Origin of the sequence: Streptomyces sp. SDT5-1, from assembly GCF_052245995.1 — a bacterium.
GTDB lineage: Bacteria > Actinomycetota > Actinomycetes > Streptomycetales > Streptomycetaceae > Streptomyces.
In genome coordinates this window covers 1,175,301-1,192,177 of record NZ_CM125963.1, presented here as the reverse complement: position 1 = coordinate 1,192,177, position 16,877 = coordinate 1,175,301, and the positions used below count along the sequence as shown (strand labels likewise).

15 protein-coding genes are annotated in these 16,877 nt (G+C 72.4%); 8 read left to right on the top strand and 7 right to left on the bottom strand.

The features are described 5' to 3' along the window. Positions 1-21: 21 nt before the first annotated feature. Positions 22-471 carry a GlcG/HbpS family heme-binding protein gene (locus ACTWJ8_RS05630; protein ID WP_356381162.1) on the bottom strand — a complete coding sequence of 150 codons (450 nt, stop codon included), beginning with the start codon at positions 469-471 and terminating at the stop codon, positions 22-24. 22 nt (positions 472-493) lie between these two features. Continuing rightward, positions 494-1,948, bottom strand: a complete 1,455-nt coding sequence (locus tag ACTWJ8_RS05625; RefSeq protein ID WP_356381159.1) for an aldehyde dehydrogenase family protein — start codon at positions 1,946-1,948, stop codon at positions 494-496. Between the two features lie 127 nt (positions 1,949-2,075). On the opposite strand from ACTWJ8_RS05625, the gene ACTWJ8_RS05620 reads away from it, so the two are divergent. Continuing rightward, positions 2,076-3,791 (top strand): helix-turn-helix domain-containing protein, encoded by a 1,716-nt coding sequence (locus ACTWJ8_RS05620; RefSeq protein WP_356381156.1) that lies wholly within the window; start codon positions 2,076-2,078, stop codon positions 3,789-3,791. Here ACTWJ8_RS05620 and ACTWJ8_RS05615 read toward each other — a convergent pair. Beyond that, positions 3,709-5,121, bottom strand: coding sequence for an MFS transporter (locus tag ACTWJ8_RS05615; RefSeq protein WP_356381153.1), 1,413 nt, complete (start codon positions 5,119-5,121; stop codon positions 3,709-3,711). The two genes, ACTWJ8_RS05620 and ACTWJ8_RS05615, sit on opposite strands and share 83 nt — an antisense overlap. A 295-nt stretch (positions 5,122-5,416) precedes the next feature. Between ACTWJ8_RS05615 and ACTWJ8_RS05610 the strand changes: the two genes are divergently transcribed. The 6 genes from ACTWJ8_RS05610 (at position 5,417) to ACTWJ8_RS05585 (ending at position 12,246) form a co-directional block, all read left to right on the top strand. Further along, positions 5,417-6,988, top strand: coding sequence for a hypothetical protein (locus ACTWJ8_RS05610; protein ID WP_443263147.1), 1,572 nt, complete (start codon positions 5,417-5,419; stop codon positions 6,986-6,988). Between the two features lie 125 nt (positions 6,989-7,113). Continuing rightward, entirely contained in the window at positions 7,114-7,836 is a 723-nt protein-coding gene (locus ACTWJ8_RS05605; RefSeq protein WP_356381147.1) for a TenA family transcriptional regulator, read from the top strand. 80 nt (positions 7,837-7,916) lie between these two features. Continuing rightward, entirely contained in the window at positions 7,917-8,267 is a 351-nt protein-coding gene (locus tag ACTWJ8_RS05600; protein ID WP_356381144.1) for a Rieske (2Fe-2S) protein, read from the top strand. A gap of 5 nt (positions 8,268-8,272) precedes the next feature. Beyond that, a complete protein-coding gene (locus tag ACTWJ8_RS05595; RefSeq protein ID WP_443263146.1) occupies positions 8,273-9,547 on the top strand; it encodes an NAD(P)/FAD-dependent oxidoreductase in 1,275 nt (424 codons plus the stop codon). A gap of 1 nt (position 9,548) precedes the next feature. Next, positions 9,549-9,869 carry a Rieske (2Fe-2S) protein gene (locus ACTWJ8_RS05590; RefSeq protein WP_443263145.1) on the top strand — a complete coding sequence of 107 codons (321 nt, stop codon included), beginning with the start codon at positions 9,549-9,551 and terminating at the stop codon, positions 9,867-9,869. Between the two features lie 181 nt (positions 9,870-10,050). Further along, entirely contained in the window at positions 10,051-12,246 is a 2,196-nt protein-coding gene (locus tag ACTWJ8_RS05585) for a glycosyltransferase (protein WP_443263144.1), read from the top strand. Here ACTWJ8_RS05585 and ACTWJ8_RS05580 read toward each other — a convergent pair. Further along, on the bottom strand, positions 12,203-13,411 hold the full coding sequence (locus ACTWJ8_RS05580; protein ID WP_443263143.1) for an MFS transporter: 1,209 nt from the start codon (positions 13,409-13,411) through the stop codon (positions 12,203-12,205). The genes ACTWJ8_RS05585 and ACTWJ8_RS05580 overlap by 44 nt on opposite strands. A 54-nt stretch (positions 13,412-13,465) precedes the next feature. On the opposite strand from ACTWJ8_RS05580, the gene ACTWJ8_RS05575 reads away from it, so the two are divergent. Beyond that, a complete protein-coding gene (locus ACTWJ8_RS05575) occupies positions 13,466-14,212 on the top strand; it encodes an AraC family transcriptional regulator (RefSeq protein WP_443263142.1) in 747 nt (248 codons plus the stop codon). On the opposite strand, the gene ACTWJ8_RS05570 is transcribed toward ACTWJ8_RS05575, so the two are convergent. From ACTWJ8_RS05570 to ACTWJ8_RS05560, 3 genes are read right to left on the bottom strand one after another with little or no spacing between them, the layout of a single operon-like run. Further along, the gene (locus tag ACTWJ8_RS05570; RefSeq protein ID WP_443263141.1) at positions 14,209-14,943 is read right to left on the bottom strand and encodes an SDR family NAD(P)-dependent oxidoreductase; all 735 of its coding nucleotides are present in this window, start codon (positions 14,941-14,943) and stop codon (positions 14,209-14,211) included. The genes ACTWJ8_RS05575 and ACTWJ8_RS05570 overlap by 4 nt on opposite strands. Then, a complete protein-coding gene (locus ACTWJ8_RS05565) occupies positions 14,940-15,911 on the bottom strand; it encodes a fumarylacetoacetate hydrolase family protein (protein ID WP_443263140.1) in 972 nt (323 codons plus the stop codon). Before ACTWJ8_RS05565 ends, ACTWJ8_RS05570 begins: the two co-directional genes overlap by 4 nt. A 25-nt stretch (positions 15,912-15,936) precedes the next feature. Further along, positions 15,937-16,875, bottom strand: a complete 939-nt coding sequence (locus ACTWJ8_RS05560) for a VOC family protein (RefSeq protein ID WP_443263139.1) — start codon at positions 16,873-16,875, stop codon at positions 15,937-15,939. Positions 16,876-16,877 lie beyond the last annotated feature (2 nt).

Here is a 16,877-nt window from a genome sequence, read left to right as displayed (position 1 = left end):
AACCGGAGGGGTTCGTACGGGTCAGCGAGCGCGCCCCGCCACCTTCTCCTCGAACGCGGCGAGCGCCGCCGCGCCGACCGCCTTGTCCTGCTCCCCGTTGCCCCCGCTGACGCCCACGGCGCCGATCACCTGGCCCTCGTACACGATCGGGAATCCGCCGACGAAGGCGGCGAAGCGGCCCGGGTGCATGTGCTGGATACCGAAGGCCTCGTTGCCGGGGAGTGCGGGGCCCTTCGGCGTCTCGTTGAAGAGGTGGGTGGCGCGCTGGTGGCCCGCCGCCGTGAACGCCTTCGCGATGGCGATCTCTACGCCGGTCAGGCGGGCGCCGGTCATGCGGTGCAGGGCGATGGGGTGGGCGCCGTCGTCGGCGACGCAGATCGTCTGCTTAACGCCGACCCGCACGGCCTCGGACTCCGCGGCCTCCAGCATGATCAGGGCGTCTTCCAGGGTGAGGCGGTGGATGGTGTGCATGCGGTCCTCCGGGAGATGTGGGTCAGCGGGCGGTGAGGGCGTCGCAGTAGACCGTCTTGGTGTCCGTCACGAAGTCGAGCGCCCCGCGCCCGCCCTCGGGGAACGCGCCGGAGCTGGATGCGCCCCAGCCGCCGAACGGAGGCGCGACGCCGTTGCCCGTCGTGCGCTGGTTGACCTTGACTATGCCGTGCCGCGAGGCCCGCACGAACCGGGCGGTGGTGCCGAGGTTGCGGGTGTGGACGGCGGTGACGAGGCGGTGCGCGTCGCCGTTGAGTGCCGCCAGCGCGGCGTCGGGGCCCTCGACCGGCACGACCGACAGGAGCGGTCCGAACACCTCGGCGGTGTTCACGGGATGGTCCGCGGGGACGTCGGTGAGAAGGGTGGGCAGCAACCAGTGGCCCGCCGGATCGGCGCCGGGAACCAGGGTGCCCTGCGCGACGGCCCGCGCCCCGGCGGCGAGCGCCGAGTCCAGGAGTCCCGCCACCCGTTCCTGCTGCGCCGCGGTGGCCGCGGGGCCCATCGATGCTGCCGGGTCGTCGCCCGGCCCCACGGTCAGCTTGGCGGTGCGCTCGGCGAGGAGTTCGGTGAACTCGGCGGCCACCGCCCGGTCGACCAGGATCCGGTCGGTCGCCGTGCACACCTGCCCCGTGAGGCCGAAGGCGCCCGCCGCCACCTCGGTCGCAGCGTGCTCCAGGTCGGCGTCGGCGCACACCAACGCCGCGTTGTGCCCGCCGAGTTCGAACTGCGTCCGCACCCCGGGGCGCACCGTGCGATGCAGTACGGCGCCGGTCCGGTCCGAGCCGGTGAAGCTCACGGCCCGCACCTCCGGCGCGCCGGCCAGCGCGGCCATCGCCTTCGGATCGTCGCCCTGCACCACCCGCAGCGCCTCCTCCGGCACCCCGCCGCGGTGGCACGCCGCGACGAGCCGCGCCCCGACTCCCGGTGTCACCGGCGACGGCTTGAACACCACCGTGTTGCCCGCGGCGAGCGCCGGAGCCACCTTGCGGGCCGCGAGGGACAGCGGGAAGTTCCACGGCGTGACCGCCACGACGACGCCGAGCGGCACGCGCAGCGTCCAGGCAGAGACACCGGCCGACTCGGCGGGGTACGTGGCGCCCTCGACCAGGAACGCCAGCTGCGCCGCGAGCCGGAACTGCTCGACCGTCTTGGCCACTTCACCGCGCGCTGCGGCGAGCGTCTTGCCCTCCTCCGCGCAGATCAGCGCCGCGATCCCGGCAGCGTCGTCGGCGAGCGAGGCCGCCGCGCCGTGCAGCGCCTCCGCACGTCGGCCCGCCGTCGCGTCCGCCCACGACGGGAACGCGTCCGCCGCCGAACGGACCGCGTCGGCCGCCTCCGCGGCGGTCGCCGCAGGGGCCTCGGTGACCCGGCGGTGCGGGGCGGCCGGGTCGAAGGACGTCACCGTGGCTGGTGGTCCGTCCTCGGCGGTGGTCTGGTGCGCAAGTGGCTTCTGAGTCAAGATGACCTCCACGTTCTCGTCGGCCCCGACCGCGTCATCGGCGTTTTCCCGTGCCCCCAGCATTCGTCGCGAAGGTGCCGGGCGGCTTCGTACAATCCGCACCTTCGCCGCAGGAGGATGTAGGCAGATGGCACACGACGCACCGGACAAAAGGGAGTTGACCGTCGAAAGGCTGCTCGCCGAGCCCGCCGTCGGCGGACGGCTCCTCGGAGGCAAGGCCGGCCTGCGGAACGCGGTCACCTGGTGTCTGCCGCTCGCCGAACTGCCCCCGGGACCGGGACCAGAGCGGCCCGACACGGGCGCGGACCTCGCCGGGATCGTGGTGTACGCCCCGGTCGCCGAACTGACCTGCGCGCCCGAGGGACGGAGGCTGCTCGCCGGGCTCGCCGACCGCGGCGCCGCCGCCGTCCTGGCGCGCCCCCTGCCGCGCACCGAACCCGACCTCGGCCCGCTGATGCGCGCCGCGGACGCCGCCGGGCTGCCGCTGGTGCGGCTCGCGCCTGAGGCCACCTACCACCACATCGGGCGCCTGATCGCGACGAAGACGATCGCCGACAGCGCGCACGTCCTGGAGTACGGCGTGCGGGTGCACCGCACCCTGGGCGAGGTCTTCGCATCGGGATCCGGGCTGCCCGCGCTCGCCCGGTCCATGGCCACCCTCGCGGGCGCATCCGTCCTCATCCTCGACGAGGAGGGCCAACTCCTGTCCCGTGCCGAGCGGGAGCGCACCGCGCCCGACGACACTCGGTGGCAGGAGCTGGCCGCCGCCGTGCACGCCGAGCAGCGCCCGCCCGCGGCATCCCACCACGGCCACACCCATGCGACCGCCACCGACCATGACGTGCCCTGGGCCGGCGAGCGGGTGCATGTGGTGGCCGCCCCGGTGCGGGTGGCGGGCGAGCCGTACGGCACGGTCGCCGTTGTGGAGCCGGGGCCCGCACCCGATGCGCACGACCTCGCCCAACACCGCGTGATCGTCGAACAGGGCGCGCCACTGGTCGCCTCCGAGATCCTGCGGCAGCGCTCGGTCGCCGAGGCGGAGGAACGCTCCCGCGACGACTTCCTCGACACCCTCGTGCATGGCCGGTTCACCGACGCCCACGAACTCGAGGCCAGGTCACGGCACTACCGCTTCGACACCGACGCCGAGCACGCGGTGTTCGTCGCCTCCGTGCCGTACGCGGGCCCGGTCAGGACGCAGTCCCTGCCCCGCGCGGTGACCGCGCTGCGAGGCGGCCCCGGCTTCACTATGGCCGCGCTGATGGGCCAGTTGCTCGTGGTGGTGGCCGAGTTCGCTCCCGACGCGGGCAAGGGGGCGCAGGCGCGGTTCGGACGACAGCTCCAGCGACTCGTGTCGGAGCGCATGTCGAGCGGTGTGCAGGTGGCGTACGGGCGGCCCGCGCTCGGCGCGGCCGGTGTCGCGGCCAGTTACCGGGAGGCGCGGATCGCCCTGGAGCTGTCGGGACGGGTGCGGGTGGCGGAGGTGTGCGGCTACGACGAGCTTCAGGTCTTCGCGGCCGTCGAGGCGGCGGCGAACTCGGCGCAGGGCCGCGAGTTCGCCCACGAGGTGCTCGAGCCGCTGCGCCGCGCCGACGGCCAGACCGGGAACCTGGAGGAGGTGGTGCTCGCGTACATCGCCGAGTCGGGGAACCTCAACGCGGCGGCCCGACGCCTCCAACTGCACCGCAACACCATGCTCTACAAGCTGGAACGGGCGTCGCGGGCCCTCGGCATGGACGTACGGGTCGCGGAGACCCAGTTCACGGTGTGGCTCGCCCATCGGATCGAGACACTGAACGACTCGCTGCGCGTCTTGCAGGCGGAGCTGACACCGCCGGCGTGAGCGGTCCTCCGTCGCGGCCGACAGAGGCCACGGCCACCGCCACCGTGGCGAGCCCCGCGCACACCCCGAACACCCGCACAAGGCCGGCCGGTTCGGTGCCGAGGAGCGCCACCGACGCCGCGCCCAGCGACGTGGCACCGAACCTGACCAGACTGAACAGGCCGAGCCCCGCGCCGGTCCGCCCGGCGGCCGAGCGCGAGGCACCCGTCGCCGCCGGTGTCTGCACGAACGCGATACCGGCCCCGGTCACCACGAGCGCCACCACCACCGGCCGGACCCCGACCCGCAGCCCCGCCCCGACGGCCAGCAGGACGGTCCCGCTCAGCAGTGCCACGAGCCCGCACCGCATCACACCCCGGCCCCCGAACCGCTCCGTGCACCGCCCGGCCACTGGAGCGAGCGAGGCCATCGCCAGCGGCAGCGCGAGCAGGGCCAGACCGGTACGGGACTGCGACAGGCCCCGCGTGCCGACGAGGTACGCGGGTGTGGCCAGGAGCACCGCGCCCAGCACGAACATCTGGGCCGCCGCCGCGAACGACGCCCGTACGTACCGGAGTTCCACCAGCTGCCGAGGGCGCAGGAAGGGCTCGGGCCGACCACGCTCGACCAGCAGGAACACCCCGAGGGCCAGCACACCGCCGGCCGCCGCACCCCACACCACGGGTGACCCCGCCCCCTGCGAGGGCAGCGCGGAGGCCGCCACGAGGAGCAGCGCGGCGCCGCACGTCAGCGTCCCCGCCCCCGCCCCGTCGAGACGCGGCCCGCCCCGCGTCAGGTCGTCGCGGGGGAGCAGCAGCCACCCGCCGACCACCACGAGCACCGAGAGGGGCACGATCTGCCAGAACACCGCGCGCCAGCCGAGGAGTTCGGAGAGCAGTCCGCCGGTGGTCGGGCCGAGCGCCTGCCCGGCCCCGTTCGCCGCCGCCCACAACGACAGGGCCCTGCCCCGTCTTTCCTCGCCGAGGACCTGCACAACCAGGACCATCACGACCGGCAGCACGGGCGCCGCCGACAGGCCCTGGAGCATACGGAAGGCCACGAGTAGCTGCAGGTTCGGGGCCAGCGCCGAGCCCGCCGCGCCGGCGACCATCGAGGCCATCGACGCGCACAGCACCCGCCGGTGCCCGAACCGGTCGCCCAGCCACCCCGACAGCGGCATCAGCGCCGCGAGTGTCACCGGGAACGCCGTCGCGACCAGCACGCCCTGGCCGAGCGGTGCGTGCAGCTCCGCCAGGATCGCCGTCATGGGGACGTTGACCACGGTGTTCGCCATCGTCGTGGTCAACGTCGCGGTGAGCAGGGGGAGCAGACCGAGGCGGGTGGCGATCATGCCCGGAGTATGCCCGCAGGGGCCCGCCGCGAGCCACGTGCACACCGCCCTCGAACGCGGGCCGCGCGAGGGCACTTCGCACAGTCGCCGCAACCGGCCACCGGGGCGTGACCGGCGCGAAACCGCGGCGAAACGGAGGGTGCCACGGGCCCGCACACTGCACAAATAATGTCGCCGACAATGTGCATCGTCCCCCTGTGGCCAGGCAGCCGGGGTCGTCAGCATGCCCGTCAACCACCCGACAACCAACGGACTTCGGCCCCGCAGCGTCGGGCGCCGGGTAGGGAGTGCGGACGTGGACCTCACTGCTGCGCACTGGACGTATCTCGCGGGGGTAGTCGTCATCATCGGCGTGATGATCGCGCGCCGGAACATCGTCGTTCCTGCCGTTCTCGCCACCTTCCTGACGGCCTGGGCCTACAGCGGCGACCTCGTCAAGGGGCTCGCCTCGATCTTCACGGCGAGCCTGACGGCCGCCGGTGAACTCTTCTCCATCTTCCTGATCATCGCCATCATCACCGCGCTGCTCGGCGGCCTGCGCGCGATGGGCGCGGAACAGCGCATGGTGCGTCCGTTCCGCGCTCTCATGCGTGGTGGCAGGGCCGCGTTCCTGACCATCGCGGCCGCCACGTACTTCATCAGCCTGTTCTTCTGGCCGACGCCCGCCGTGCCCCTCATCGGCGCGATCCTGCTGCCGGCCGCCATCCGGGCGGGTCTGCCCGCGATGACCGCGGGCGCCGTGATGGCCGTCGCCGGGCAGGGCATGGCGCTCTCCAGCGACTACGTCATCCAGGTCGCGCCGGGGCTGTCCGCGAAGGCCGCCGGGGTGGGCACGGGCGCGGTCGCGGACCGGGCCATGGTGCTGTCGCTCATCACGGGCGCCGTGGCCCTCGCGTATCTGTACCTGCGCGGCCGACGCTCCTTCGTAACGGCCGGCGACGAGAACGAACTGCGCTGGCTTGCGCAGGAGAACGGGCTCGACGGCGGAGCCGAGGTCGGGCTCGGGGGCTCGCCCGGCGCCCGCGGCATCGGCAAGGGCACGGCAGCGGCGGCCGCCACCCGCGCCGCCACCGGTTCGTCCACCAGCGGATCCGCCGACACCGCCACGAAGGTCCTGGCCGAGACCGAGGCCGACGTCAGCGCGCCCGACAGGACGGAACCGGTGCGCCGCTCCCGCCTGTTCGCCGTGCTGGTCCCCGTCACCTTCGCCGCGATCGTCGGCTACATGCTGCTGGGCAAGTTCACGGACGTGGTCGGAGAGGTGCAGGGCGACGAGGCGGCCGGGCTCGTCGGCGGTGTCGCCATGCTGCTGTTGTTCGCGGCGGTCTTCAGCATCGACGGCAGCCACGGGCTCACCACCGCCGCCTCGCACGTCGTGGACGGGCTGGTGTTCGCCTTCAAGGCGATGGGCGTCGTCGTGCCCATCGCCGGCTTCTTCTTCCTCGGGAACGCCGAGTTCATCTCGCAGATCACGGGCGTGCACGAGGCGAAGCCGCCGGCGCTCCTCTTCGACCTGGTGGCCTCCGTCGACCAGCACATCCCCGACAACGGCTTCATGCTGTCCTTCGCCATCCTGTTCATCGGCATGATCACGGGTCTGGAGGGCTCCGGGTTCGCGGGCCTGCCGCTGACCGGATCGCTGGCGGGAGCGCTCGGCCCCGCCGCCCACACCGACCCCGCGACCCTCGCCGCGGTCGGCCAGATGGGTTCGGTGTGGACGGGTGGCGGGACCCTCATCGCCTGGTCCTCGCTGCTCGCCGTGGCAGGGGTGGCCCGGGTGCCGGTGCAGGAACTCGTACGGCACTGCTTCCTGCCCGTGGTCGCCGGGCTCGCGGCGGCGACGGCGCTCGCCACGGTCATCTTCTGAAGCGCGCACAGCCGTCCGGCACTGTGCACAGAGATCGCCGCGGGGCCTGTGCACAAACACCATCCACCCCTCAACTCCCCGCGCCTACTTTGGGGTTACCCGGAAAGCGGAAAGGACGCCGCAACATGACCGAGCTACTCTCCAGGGACGAATTCCGCAGCGCTCTCGAAGACGCCATCAAGGGCCGTGAGGCGAAGAACGCCTCCTTCAGCAAGGCATGGGCGGACGGCGAACTCAAGCGGGAACACTTCGCCCGCTGGGCCGAGAACCACTATCACTACGTCGGCCCGTTCGCCGACTACCTCGGCTACATCTACGGAAACACTCCGGACGAATTCACCGGCGCCAAGGACTTCACCCTCCAGAACATGTACGAGGAGGAGATCGCGGACATCCGCCACACCGACCTCCTCATCCGTTTCGCGGAGGCCTGCGGCACCACCCGCGAACGCGTCGAGGACCCGTCCAACATGAACGCGGTGACCCGCGGACTCCAGTCCTGGTGCTACGCCGTGGCCATGCGCGAACACTTCGTCGTCGCCACCGCCGCACTCGTCGTCGGCCTCGAATCGCAGGTCCCCAGCATCTACAAGAAGCAGATCGTTCCGCTGCGCGGCTCCTACGGATTCACCGAGGACGAGATCGAGTTCTTCGAACTCCACATCACGTCCGACGTCGTGCACGGCGAACGCGGATATCAGATCGTGCTCGACCACGCCGACACCCCGCAATTGCAGCAGCGCTGCCTCCAATTCGTGCGCTGGGGCGCGGAGATGCGCTTCGCCTACACCAAGGCGCTGTACGACACCTACGTCCGCCCGGACCTGGAGCAGGCCGCGGCCGCGTAGCGGAACGCCGAACGGCGGGGCGGCGCGCGCCGCCCCGCCGAGCCCGCGCACACCTGGACCGAACCACAGGGAGGCAGCCCATGTCCGACTGGGTGGACGTCGCCGAACTCACCGATCTCAGCAGGCGCCGCAAGAAGCTCGTGACCGTCGGCGACACCCGGATCGCGCTCTTCCACGACGGCGGCGAGGTCTACGCCTTCGCCGACGCCTGCGTGCACAAGGGCAAGCCCTTGTCCCGCGGCACCGTCCTCAACGGCCGCCTCATCTGCCCCGGCCATCAGTGGGCCTTCGACCTGCGCACCGGCCGGGCCGACGACCAGGACGCGTGCCAGCCCGGCTACCCGGTGCGGATCGCGGAGGGCCGGGTCCAGGTCGACGCCGAGTCCCTCACCGCCGGCGCCACCGCCGCGGCCCTGCCCGTACAGGAGTGAGCCCCATGCCCGAGAAGGCAGACATCCCCCGCAGCGTCGCCGTGGTCGGCGCGGGCCAGAGCGCCGCGGTCGCCGCCCGCACCCTTCGCCGGCGCGGTTTCACCGGCGCCGTCACCCTCATCGGTGACGAACCGTACGCCCCCTACCAGCGCCCGCCGCTCAGCAAGGAGATCCTCGACGGCTCGCAGACGGCCGACGGCGCCGTCCTGCTCTCCGAGGACTGGTGCCGCGACAACGACATCGTGCTCCGCCTCGGCGCCGCGGCCCGCCGCATCGACACGGCAGCACGCGCCGTGGAGCTGGCCGACGGCTCCCGTGTCCCCGCCGACCGGGTGCTGCTCGCCACCGGTGCTCGCGCCCGGCGGCTGCCCGGCGTCCCCGACGACGAACGGATCGTGCACCTGCGGGGCATGGCCGACGCGCTCAGGCTGCGCGAACTGCTGCGCCCAGGTGGCCGCGTGGTGATCGTCGGCGCCGGTTTCGTCGGCTCGGAGGTCGCCTCCAGCGCGCTCGCCCGCGGCGCCACCCCGGTCGTCCTCGAACAGGCGCAGGTGCCGCTCGCCGGGGTGCTGGGGCCGCGGATCGGCGCGTTCTGCGCCGACGTCCAGCGCACCAGCGGCGTCGAACTGCACACCGGGGAGACCGTCAGTCACGTTCACACCACGCCGGAAACCGTCGTGGTCACCACGCGCAGCGGGCTCGAGGTGGCCGGGGACGCCGTCGTCGTCGCGGTCGGCGCGCTGCCCAACACCGAGGTGGCCCGCGCCTCCGGACTGTCCGTCTCGAACGGCGTACTCGTCGACGAGCACGGCCGCACCAGCGTTCCCGGCGTCTACGCGGCGGGCGACGTCGCGTGCCACAAGCACCCCTTGTACGAGCGGTGCGTGCGCGTCGAACACTTCGACAACGCCAACAAGCAGGCCATGGTCGCGGCCAAGAACATCATCGGCCGCGCCGCCGTGCACGGCGAACCTCACTGGTTCTGGTCCGACCAGTTCGGCCTCAATCTCCAGCACTGCGGCGACCCGCACGCCTGGGATCGTCTCGTGGTGCGTGGTTCGCTCGCCGAACGCGACTTCATCGCCTTCTACCTCTCCGAAGGAGTGCTGAAGGCGGCCTTCGCCGCCGAACGCGGCGGCGACGTGTACGCGGCGAAGGAGCTGATCGCCCGCGGTGCGCGTCCGGACCCGGACCGCCTCGCCGACGAGGACACGGACCTGACGGATCTCATGGAGCACGCGGAGCCGGTCGGGGACGCGGCCGGGACAGGGGGGAACTGACATGGCGACGGAACTCGCGTACGTGAAAGTGGCGCGCTCGGGCCAGGTGCCCGAAGGAGTGGTGCGCCGTTTCTTCGTCGGCGACCTCGAACTCGCGGTCTCCCGATTCGAGGGCGATGTCTATGTCAGTGCCAATTACTGCACGCACCTCGCCTGCCATCTGTCGGCGGGCAAGGTCACGGAGGACGGGCTGCTCTGTTCCTGCCACGGAAGCGTCTTCGACTTCACGACCGGTGAGCCGCTGTCACCGCCCGCGGTGAGTCCCATCAAGGTGTACCCGGCAAAGGAGGAGAACGGAGAGATCCTCGTGGCCCTCACGTAATCACCCGGACGCGGTTCGTCACCGCGTCCACATGGCGGACGCCCAACTGCCGGTTCGCTGGGAAAACTTGGCGCGCGACACGGCAGCTGAAGTCGCAAATGTCCTGATTTGGGCATTTAATTTGACAGGAGACGTCAACCCGCGCGTCAGTCCCCAGCACCACAGAACGGGCGTCCCACGGATGAAAATCGGCTTCCTGCTGTTCAATGCCTACGGAATCGGCGGCACCATCCGCTCCACGATGAACCTCGCCGGAGCCCTCGCCGCAGCGGGCCATGAAGTCGACATCGTGTCGGTGGTGCGATCCAGAGAACAGCCCGCGTTGAAACCGGCACCCGGAGTGAGAATCGTGCCGCTCGTCGAGGCGCGGCGGGGGCATCCCGAATTCGATCCGGAGCACGATCCCGAGAAATTTCCGTCGCGGCTCTATCTCCGCGCCGACGGCCCGTACAAGCACTCCAGCGCCCTCACCGACCGGCGCGTCGTCGAATGGCTCGACCGCACCGACGCCGACGTGATCGTGGGAACACGGCCCGGAATCAACATCATGCTCGCCGAGCACGGTCCGCGCCGTGCCCTGCGCATCGGGCAGGAGCACCTCACGCACAGCCTGCACAAGCCGGTGATCCAGGCCGCCCAGGACCGGGCGATCGCCGGCCTCGACGCCTTCACCACCGTGTCCTACGCCGACGCCGAGTGCTATCGCGAGGCGCTGCCCGGGGCCGACACCGAGATCCGCTGCATCCCCAACGGCGTGCCGGTCCCCGACGTCGCCCCCTCGTCCGGGCGCAACAAGGTGGTCGTGGCGGCCGGCCGGCTCATCCCCGTGAAGAACTACGCGCTGCTCATCGAGTCCTTCGGCCACGTGGTCGCCAAGCGGCCCGACTGGTCGCTGCGGCTCTACGGCCGCGGGCGCCTCGCGGGGCAGCTGCGCGGTCAGGTGATGGCGGCCGGGCTCGCCAACCATGTGCGTCTCATGGGCGCCGTGTCGCCCATCGAGCCGGAGTGGGCCAAGGGCTCCATCGCTGCCGTCTCCTCGAACGCCGAGTCCTTCGGCATGACCCTCGTCGAGGCCATGCACGCGGGCCTGCCCGTCGTCGCCACCGACTGCCCGTACGGCCCCGGTGAGATCATCGACGACGGACGCGACGGCTACCTGGTGCAGCCCGGCGACCCCGAGGCGTACGCCGCCGCGCTGCTCGACCTCATCGAGGACGACGACCGGCGGCACGCGATGGCGCGGGCGGCCCGCGAGAAGGCGCTGACCTTCACCCCGGGCACGGCGGCCGAACGCTTCCTCGCCCTGGTGGCCGAGCTCGGCGGCCCCACCGGCGTCCCGCCCACGCCGGTCCGTGTCCGCCGCCCGGTGCGCGAAGTGCTGCGGCAGCACGCCGGCACGGTCGCACGCCCCGTGCTCCGCGCCTCCCTGCACACCCCCGTCCTCGCCCCCGCCGTCCGCGCCCTCATGCCCGCCCGCGCCAAGCGGCTCACCCGCGTCCCCGGCTTCCACCCCGTCGCCCGCACCCGCGCCACCGACGACGGAGACATCACCGTCGACGTCACCGGCGTGCCCACCCCGCACGCCGCCCTCGTGCTGCGCCCCGGCGGCGGACACGGCGAGGAACTGCGGCTGCCGCTGCACCACGACGAGGACACCCTGCGCGTCCGCATCGGCCCCGGCACCCCGCTGGGCGAGGGGCAGTGGAACGCGTACGTGGAGCGTGCCGACGACGGCGTACGCCGCCGGGTGCACACCCGCACCGTCGAGACCGCCGAGCTGGTGGGCCGCACACCTCGGGCCGACCACGGCAGGGTCGTCTCCCACATCCCGTACACCACGCCCTCGGGACACCTCGCCGTACGGGCCTGGGACCGGCCCGCACACCTCGAGATCGGCACCGTCGACACGCAAGGTGACTCGCTCATCGTCGAGGGGCGGCTGCTCGGCAGGCCGCCCGCCGGTGATCCGGTGGTCGTCGCGGCGCGGCGCGGCGAGACACCCGCCTCGTTCGAGTCGGCGGAGGTCGTGGTGACCGGCGACCGTGTCTGGTGTGCCGTGCCGTACTCCGGCTTCACCGAGCGCTGCCGGGCGGACGGTGAGGACCGGGAGCTGTGGGACCTGTCCCTGCTCGACGCCGAGGGCCGGATCCCCGTCGGCCGGATCGGCGGCGACGTGGCCCAGCGCAAGGCCACGGACCTCGTTCCCCCGGCCTTCCACACAGGACCCGACGGCCACCAGGTGCGCATCGGCCCGTACTTCACCGCGACGAACGGTCTGGCGGTGACGGCCCGCGCACTGATCCCGGCTCCCGAGCCGCAGGCCGGCGCCGTGCTCACGGCGCAGAACTCGGGGCATCGGCTGACCGAGGCCCGCTAGTTCGAAGGGGCGCGCTCGGCGCCGCGGGGGAGGCGCCGGGCTCGGGGAGCGTACGGAAGAGGAGCCAGCTGAGCAGCGGCATGACGATCAGCGGGGTCAGTGCCGTGCGCAGCGACGTGTGGTCGGCGAGGGTGCCGACCAGGGGGCTCGCGAGGCCGCCGATGCTCACCGTGAGGCCGAGCGTGATGCCGCTCGCCGTGCCCATCCGCGAGGGCAGATAGTCCTGACCGAGCGTCACCTGGAGGGAGAAGGGGACGTAGAGACCGGCCGATGTCAGGGCCAGGAAGCCGTAGAGCGCGGGCCCCGGCACCCACACCACGCCCGCCACCGACACGGCCGTGAGCAGGTACGACCAGCGGGACACGGTCACCCGGTCCCAGCGGCCCGCGAGCGCCCCGCCGAGCACGCTGCCGACCGCCCCGCCGACGTAGAGGACGAACAGGGCCGCGGTGCCGGCCGCCCGGCCGCCGCCCGTGCGCTGCGTCGCGTACAGGGAGACGAACGTGCTCAGGCCCGTGAAGACGATGGAGCGGCACACCACCGCGAGCGACAGGCGCACGAAGGAGGGGACATCGTCCGGGGAGGGCGCCGCGGCGGCGGTTCGTGACGCGTTCTCCCCACGGCCGAGCGCCCGCAGTACCGGCAGGCAGACCGCCGCGCCCACCGCAGCGGGCAGCGCGAGGAGCGGAGTGAACCGCAGCCCTCCCGCCGCGATCGCCGCCGCGACCAGCAGCGGGGCGAGCGCGAAGCCGATGTTGCCGCCCAGCGAGAACCAGGCCATCGCGCTGTGGCTGCCCCGGCTCGCGAGCCGCGCCACCCGCGCCGACTCCGGGTGGTACGCCGCCACCCCGATCCCGGACACCGCGACGACCGCGAGCGTCACCGCGTACGCGTCGCTCACCCCGCTCAGCGCGATGCCCACACCCGCGACGAGCGTGCTGAGCGGCAGCAGCCACGGCATCGCCCGGCGGTCCGTGAGCAGGCCGAAGACCGGTTGCGCCACCGACGACAGGAGGGACGCGGCGAGCACGATGCCGGACACGGCGGCGTAGCTGTAGGCGCGTTCGGCGACGAAGTACGGCACGAGGGAGGCGACGGCGCCCTGATAGACGTCCACGCACGCGTGCCCGAAGGACAGCAGAGGGATCGAGGTGTTCTTTCGCACCCGGCCATCGTCGCGACCGGCCGCCGTGTCCCGCTTCCGATAACCTGCCAGACAATGTCGAAGAACCGCCAGGCCGTCCGGCACACCCCCGTGGCCCCCACGTACACGCGGCACATGCCGCACGGGGCGGAGATCGACGCGCACCGGCACGACGACCACCAGATCGTCTACGCGGGCCGCGGCGTCGTCGCTGTCACCACCGACGCGGGATCGTGGGTCGCGCCCGGCACCCGCGCCCTGTGGGTGCCGGCCGACACCGTCCACGCCCACCAGGCGCACGGCGACGTGGAGTTGCACTTCGTGGGGCTGCCCGCGACGACGAACCCGCTGGCCCTCGACACCCCCGCGGTGCTCGCCGTGGGCCCGCTGCTGCGCGAGCTGATCATCGAGTACACGCGCACACCCGAGGGCCGGGGCCCCGAGCGCGAGCGGCTGCGCGCGGTGCTGCTCGACCAGTTGAGGGTGTCCCCGCAGCAGCCCCTGCACCTGCCGACGCCCACCGCGCCGCTGCTGCGCGCCGTCTGCGACCTGCTGCACGCCGATCCGGCGGACCGCCGCACCCTGGCCGAGCTCGGCCGCGAGGTCGGCGCGAGCGACCGGACGCTGTCCCGGCTGTTCCGCGCCGACCTCGGCATGACGTTCCCGCAGTGGCGCACCCAACTGCGCCTGCACCGCGCGCTGATCCTGCTCGCCGACGGCACCCCGGTGACGACCGTGGCGAACCTGTGCGGCTGGTCGTCACCGAGCGCGTTCATCGACGTGTTCCGGCGCGCGTTCGGACACACGCCGGGTTCCCACTAGGCCGGCGGCCGCAGCGCGTCCGAGATGGACTTGACGCCGCCGTGGGCGGTGAGCCCGCCGTCGACCGGGATCTCGGCGCCGGTGATGAACGACGCGGCGTCCGACAGCAGGAACAGCACGAGCGGGGCGACCTCCTCGACGCCCCCGGTCCTGCCCAGGGGTGTCTCGCGGAGGTTCGCCTCGCGGAAAGCGGGCGCCGCCGACGCCGTCATCTCCGTCTCGATGTAGCCGGGGTGCACGGTGTTGACGCGGATGCCGCGCGGCCCGAGTTCGAGCGCCGCGCTCTGCGACAGGCCGCGCAGCCCCCACTTGCTGGCCGTGTACGCCACCGGATAGTGCGCCGTCAGCGCGGCCGACGAGCCGACGTTGACGATCGACGAGCCCGGGGGCATCAGCAGGCTCAGGTGCTGGATGCCGAGGAGCGGCCCGGTGACGTTGACGGCGTGCACCCGGTCGAAGTCCTCGGCCCGCACCTCCCCGAGCCGGGCCCGCCAGGTGATGCCCGCGTTGTTCACGAGACCGTCCACCCGCCCGTGCGTGTCCCGCAGTTCGGACGCTAGGGCCGCCCAGGCCGCCGCGTCGGTGACGTCCAGGACGCGGCAGCCCGCCGCCTCCCGGACGTCGGTCGCGACGACCCGGGCGCCCTCCGCCGTGAGCGCGGCGACCTCGGCGGCGCCCTGCCCCCGCGCGGCGCCGGTCACCACGACCACCTTGCCGTCGAGCTGGGTCACGGGCGCTCCCGCGGGCGGCGGCGCCCGGCAGGCAGCGCGACCGGCGCGACCCCGGGGACCACGGTGTTCGTGAGGGTTCCGATGCCCTCGACGGTGAGCGAGACGGTGTCACCGGGCTTGAGCGGCGGAGGTGTCTGCTCCCCTCGCACACCCCACAGTTCGGCGAGACACCCGCCGTTGCCGCAGGTGCCGGAGCCGAGGAGGTCCCCGGGGACGACCCGGGTGCCGCGCGAGGCGTACGCCAGCATCTCCTCGAACGTCCAGCTCATGTTGGAGAGCAGGTCCTTGCCGACGACCTCGCCGTTGACCTCGGCGGTGAGCGCGAGCCGTAGCAGGCCCTCCTCGTCGCGGTACGGGTCGAGCGCGTCGGCGGTGACCAGGTACGGGCCGAGGGTGGTCGCCGTGTCCTTGCCCTTGCAGGGGCCGAGGCCCACCTTCATCTCGGCCGACTGGAGGTCGCGGGCCGACCAGTCGTTGAACACCGTGTAGCCGATGAGGTGTTCGCGGGCCTCGGCGGGCGTGAGGTCGCGCCCCTCGCGGCCCACGACGGCGGCCACCTCCAGCTCGAAGTCGAGCACGGCCGAGCCCGGCGGCATCGGGATGTCGTCGCCCGGCCCGTACACGGCGTGCGGGTTGGAGAAGTAGTACGTCGGTGCCGCGTACCACTGCTCGGGCACGCCCACCGCCCCGTCCACGGAGCGGCGTACCCCCTCGACGTGCTCCTCGAAGGCCACGAAGTCCCGCACGGACGGCGGCTGGAGGGGCGCGCGCAGCCGCACCTCGCTGACGTGCGGGCCCGGAGGTGTGTCGAGCGCCGCGCGCCCGAGGGCCAGCAGGTCGGGCAGTCCTGAGCCCGCCGCGATCACCTCGGCGAGGCCGCGGGTGCCGGGCAGGGGGTGCAGGGTGTCGTCGTCCGCGACGACGGCGACCCGTGTCTCGTGTTCGTACGTGTAGGTGGCGAAGCGCATGCGGGACTCCTGGGAGCGGGTGGGATCAGACCGGCGGGGCGACGAACACGCCGCGGTCGACGTCGTTGAAGGACTCCTTGGCGACGAACTCGTTCATCGCGTTGGCGGTGCCCCACTGGTCGCTGACCTCGGGATCGGAGAAGTCGTAGACGTGCGGGTGCCAGGTGTCCTCGTCCAGGAGCTCCAGCTCGGTGGTGTACTCGATGGTGTTGCCGTGCGGGTCGAGGAAGTACGTGAACGTGTTGTCACCCGCGAGGTGCCGGCCGGGGCCCCAGATCTTCTTGAACCCGGCCCGCATGACACGGCCGGACCCGCGCATGTACTCGTCCAGTCCGCGCATCTCGAAGGACACGTGGTGCAGGGCGGTGTGCGGGCCCTGTGCGATCGCCATCGAGTGGTGCTGGTTGGAGATCCGCATGAAGTGCATCGCCTCGCCCATCTTCGGGTGCATCAGGGTGTCGGAGAGGGCGAAGCCGAGGTGCCGCTCGTACCACTCGCGTGTGCGGTTGAGGTCGGGGGAGTTGAGGACGACGTGGGAGAGCTTGACGGGGATGGCCTCCTTCTCCTCGATCTTGCGATGCTGCCGCACCTCGACGTCGGCGGAGACCTCGATGGTGCGGCCGTCGACGTCGAAGAAGCGGAAGCCGTAGCCGCCGCCGGGGGTGTCGACCTTGCCCGGCTGCGAGATCAACTGCACTCCACCGGCCAGGAGTTGTTCGGCGAGGGTGTCGACGTCGGCCGGGTTGGCCGCCCCGTAGGAGACGAGGTCGAGGCGCTTTTCCTCGGCCTTGCGCAGGCGGATCACGTACTGCTCGGGGGAGCCCTCGGCGGCCAGGAAGGACAGGCCGGAGTCCTCGGTGGTCTTCGTCAGGCCCCAGACACCGGAGTAGAAGTCGAGCTGCTTCTCGTAGTCGGGAACCGCCAGGTCGACGTGGCGGAGGTGGGTGAGCAGGCGTCCACTCATGG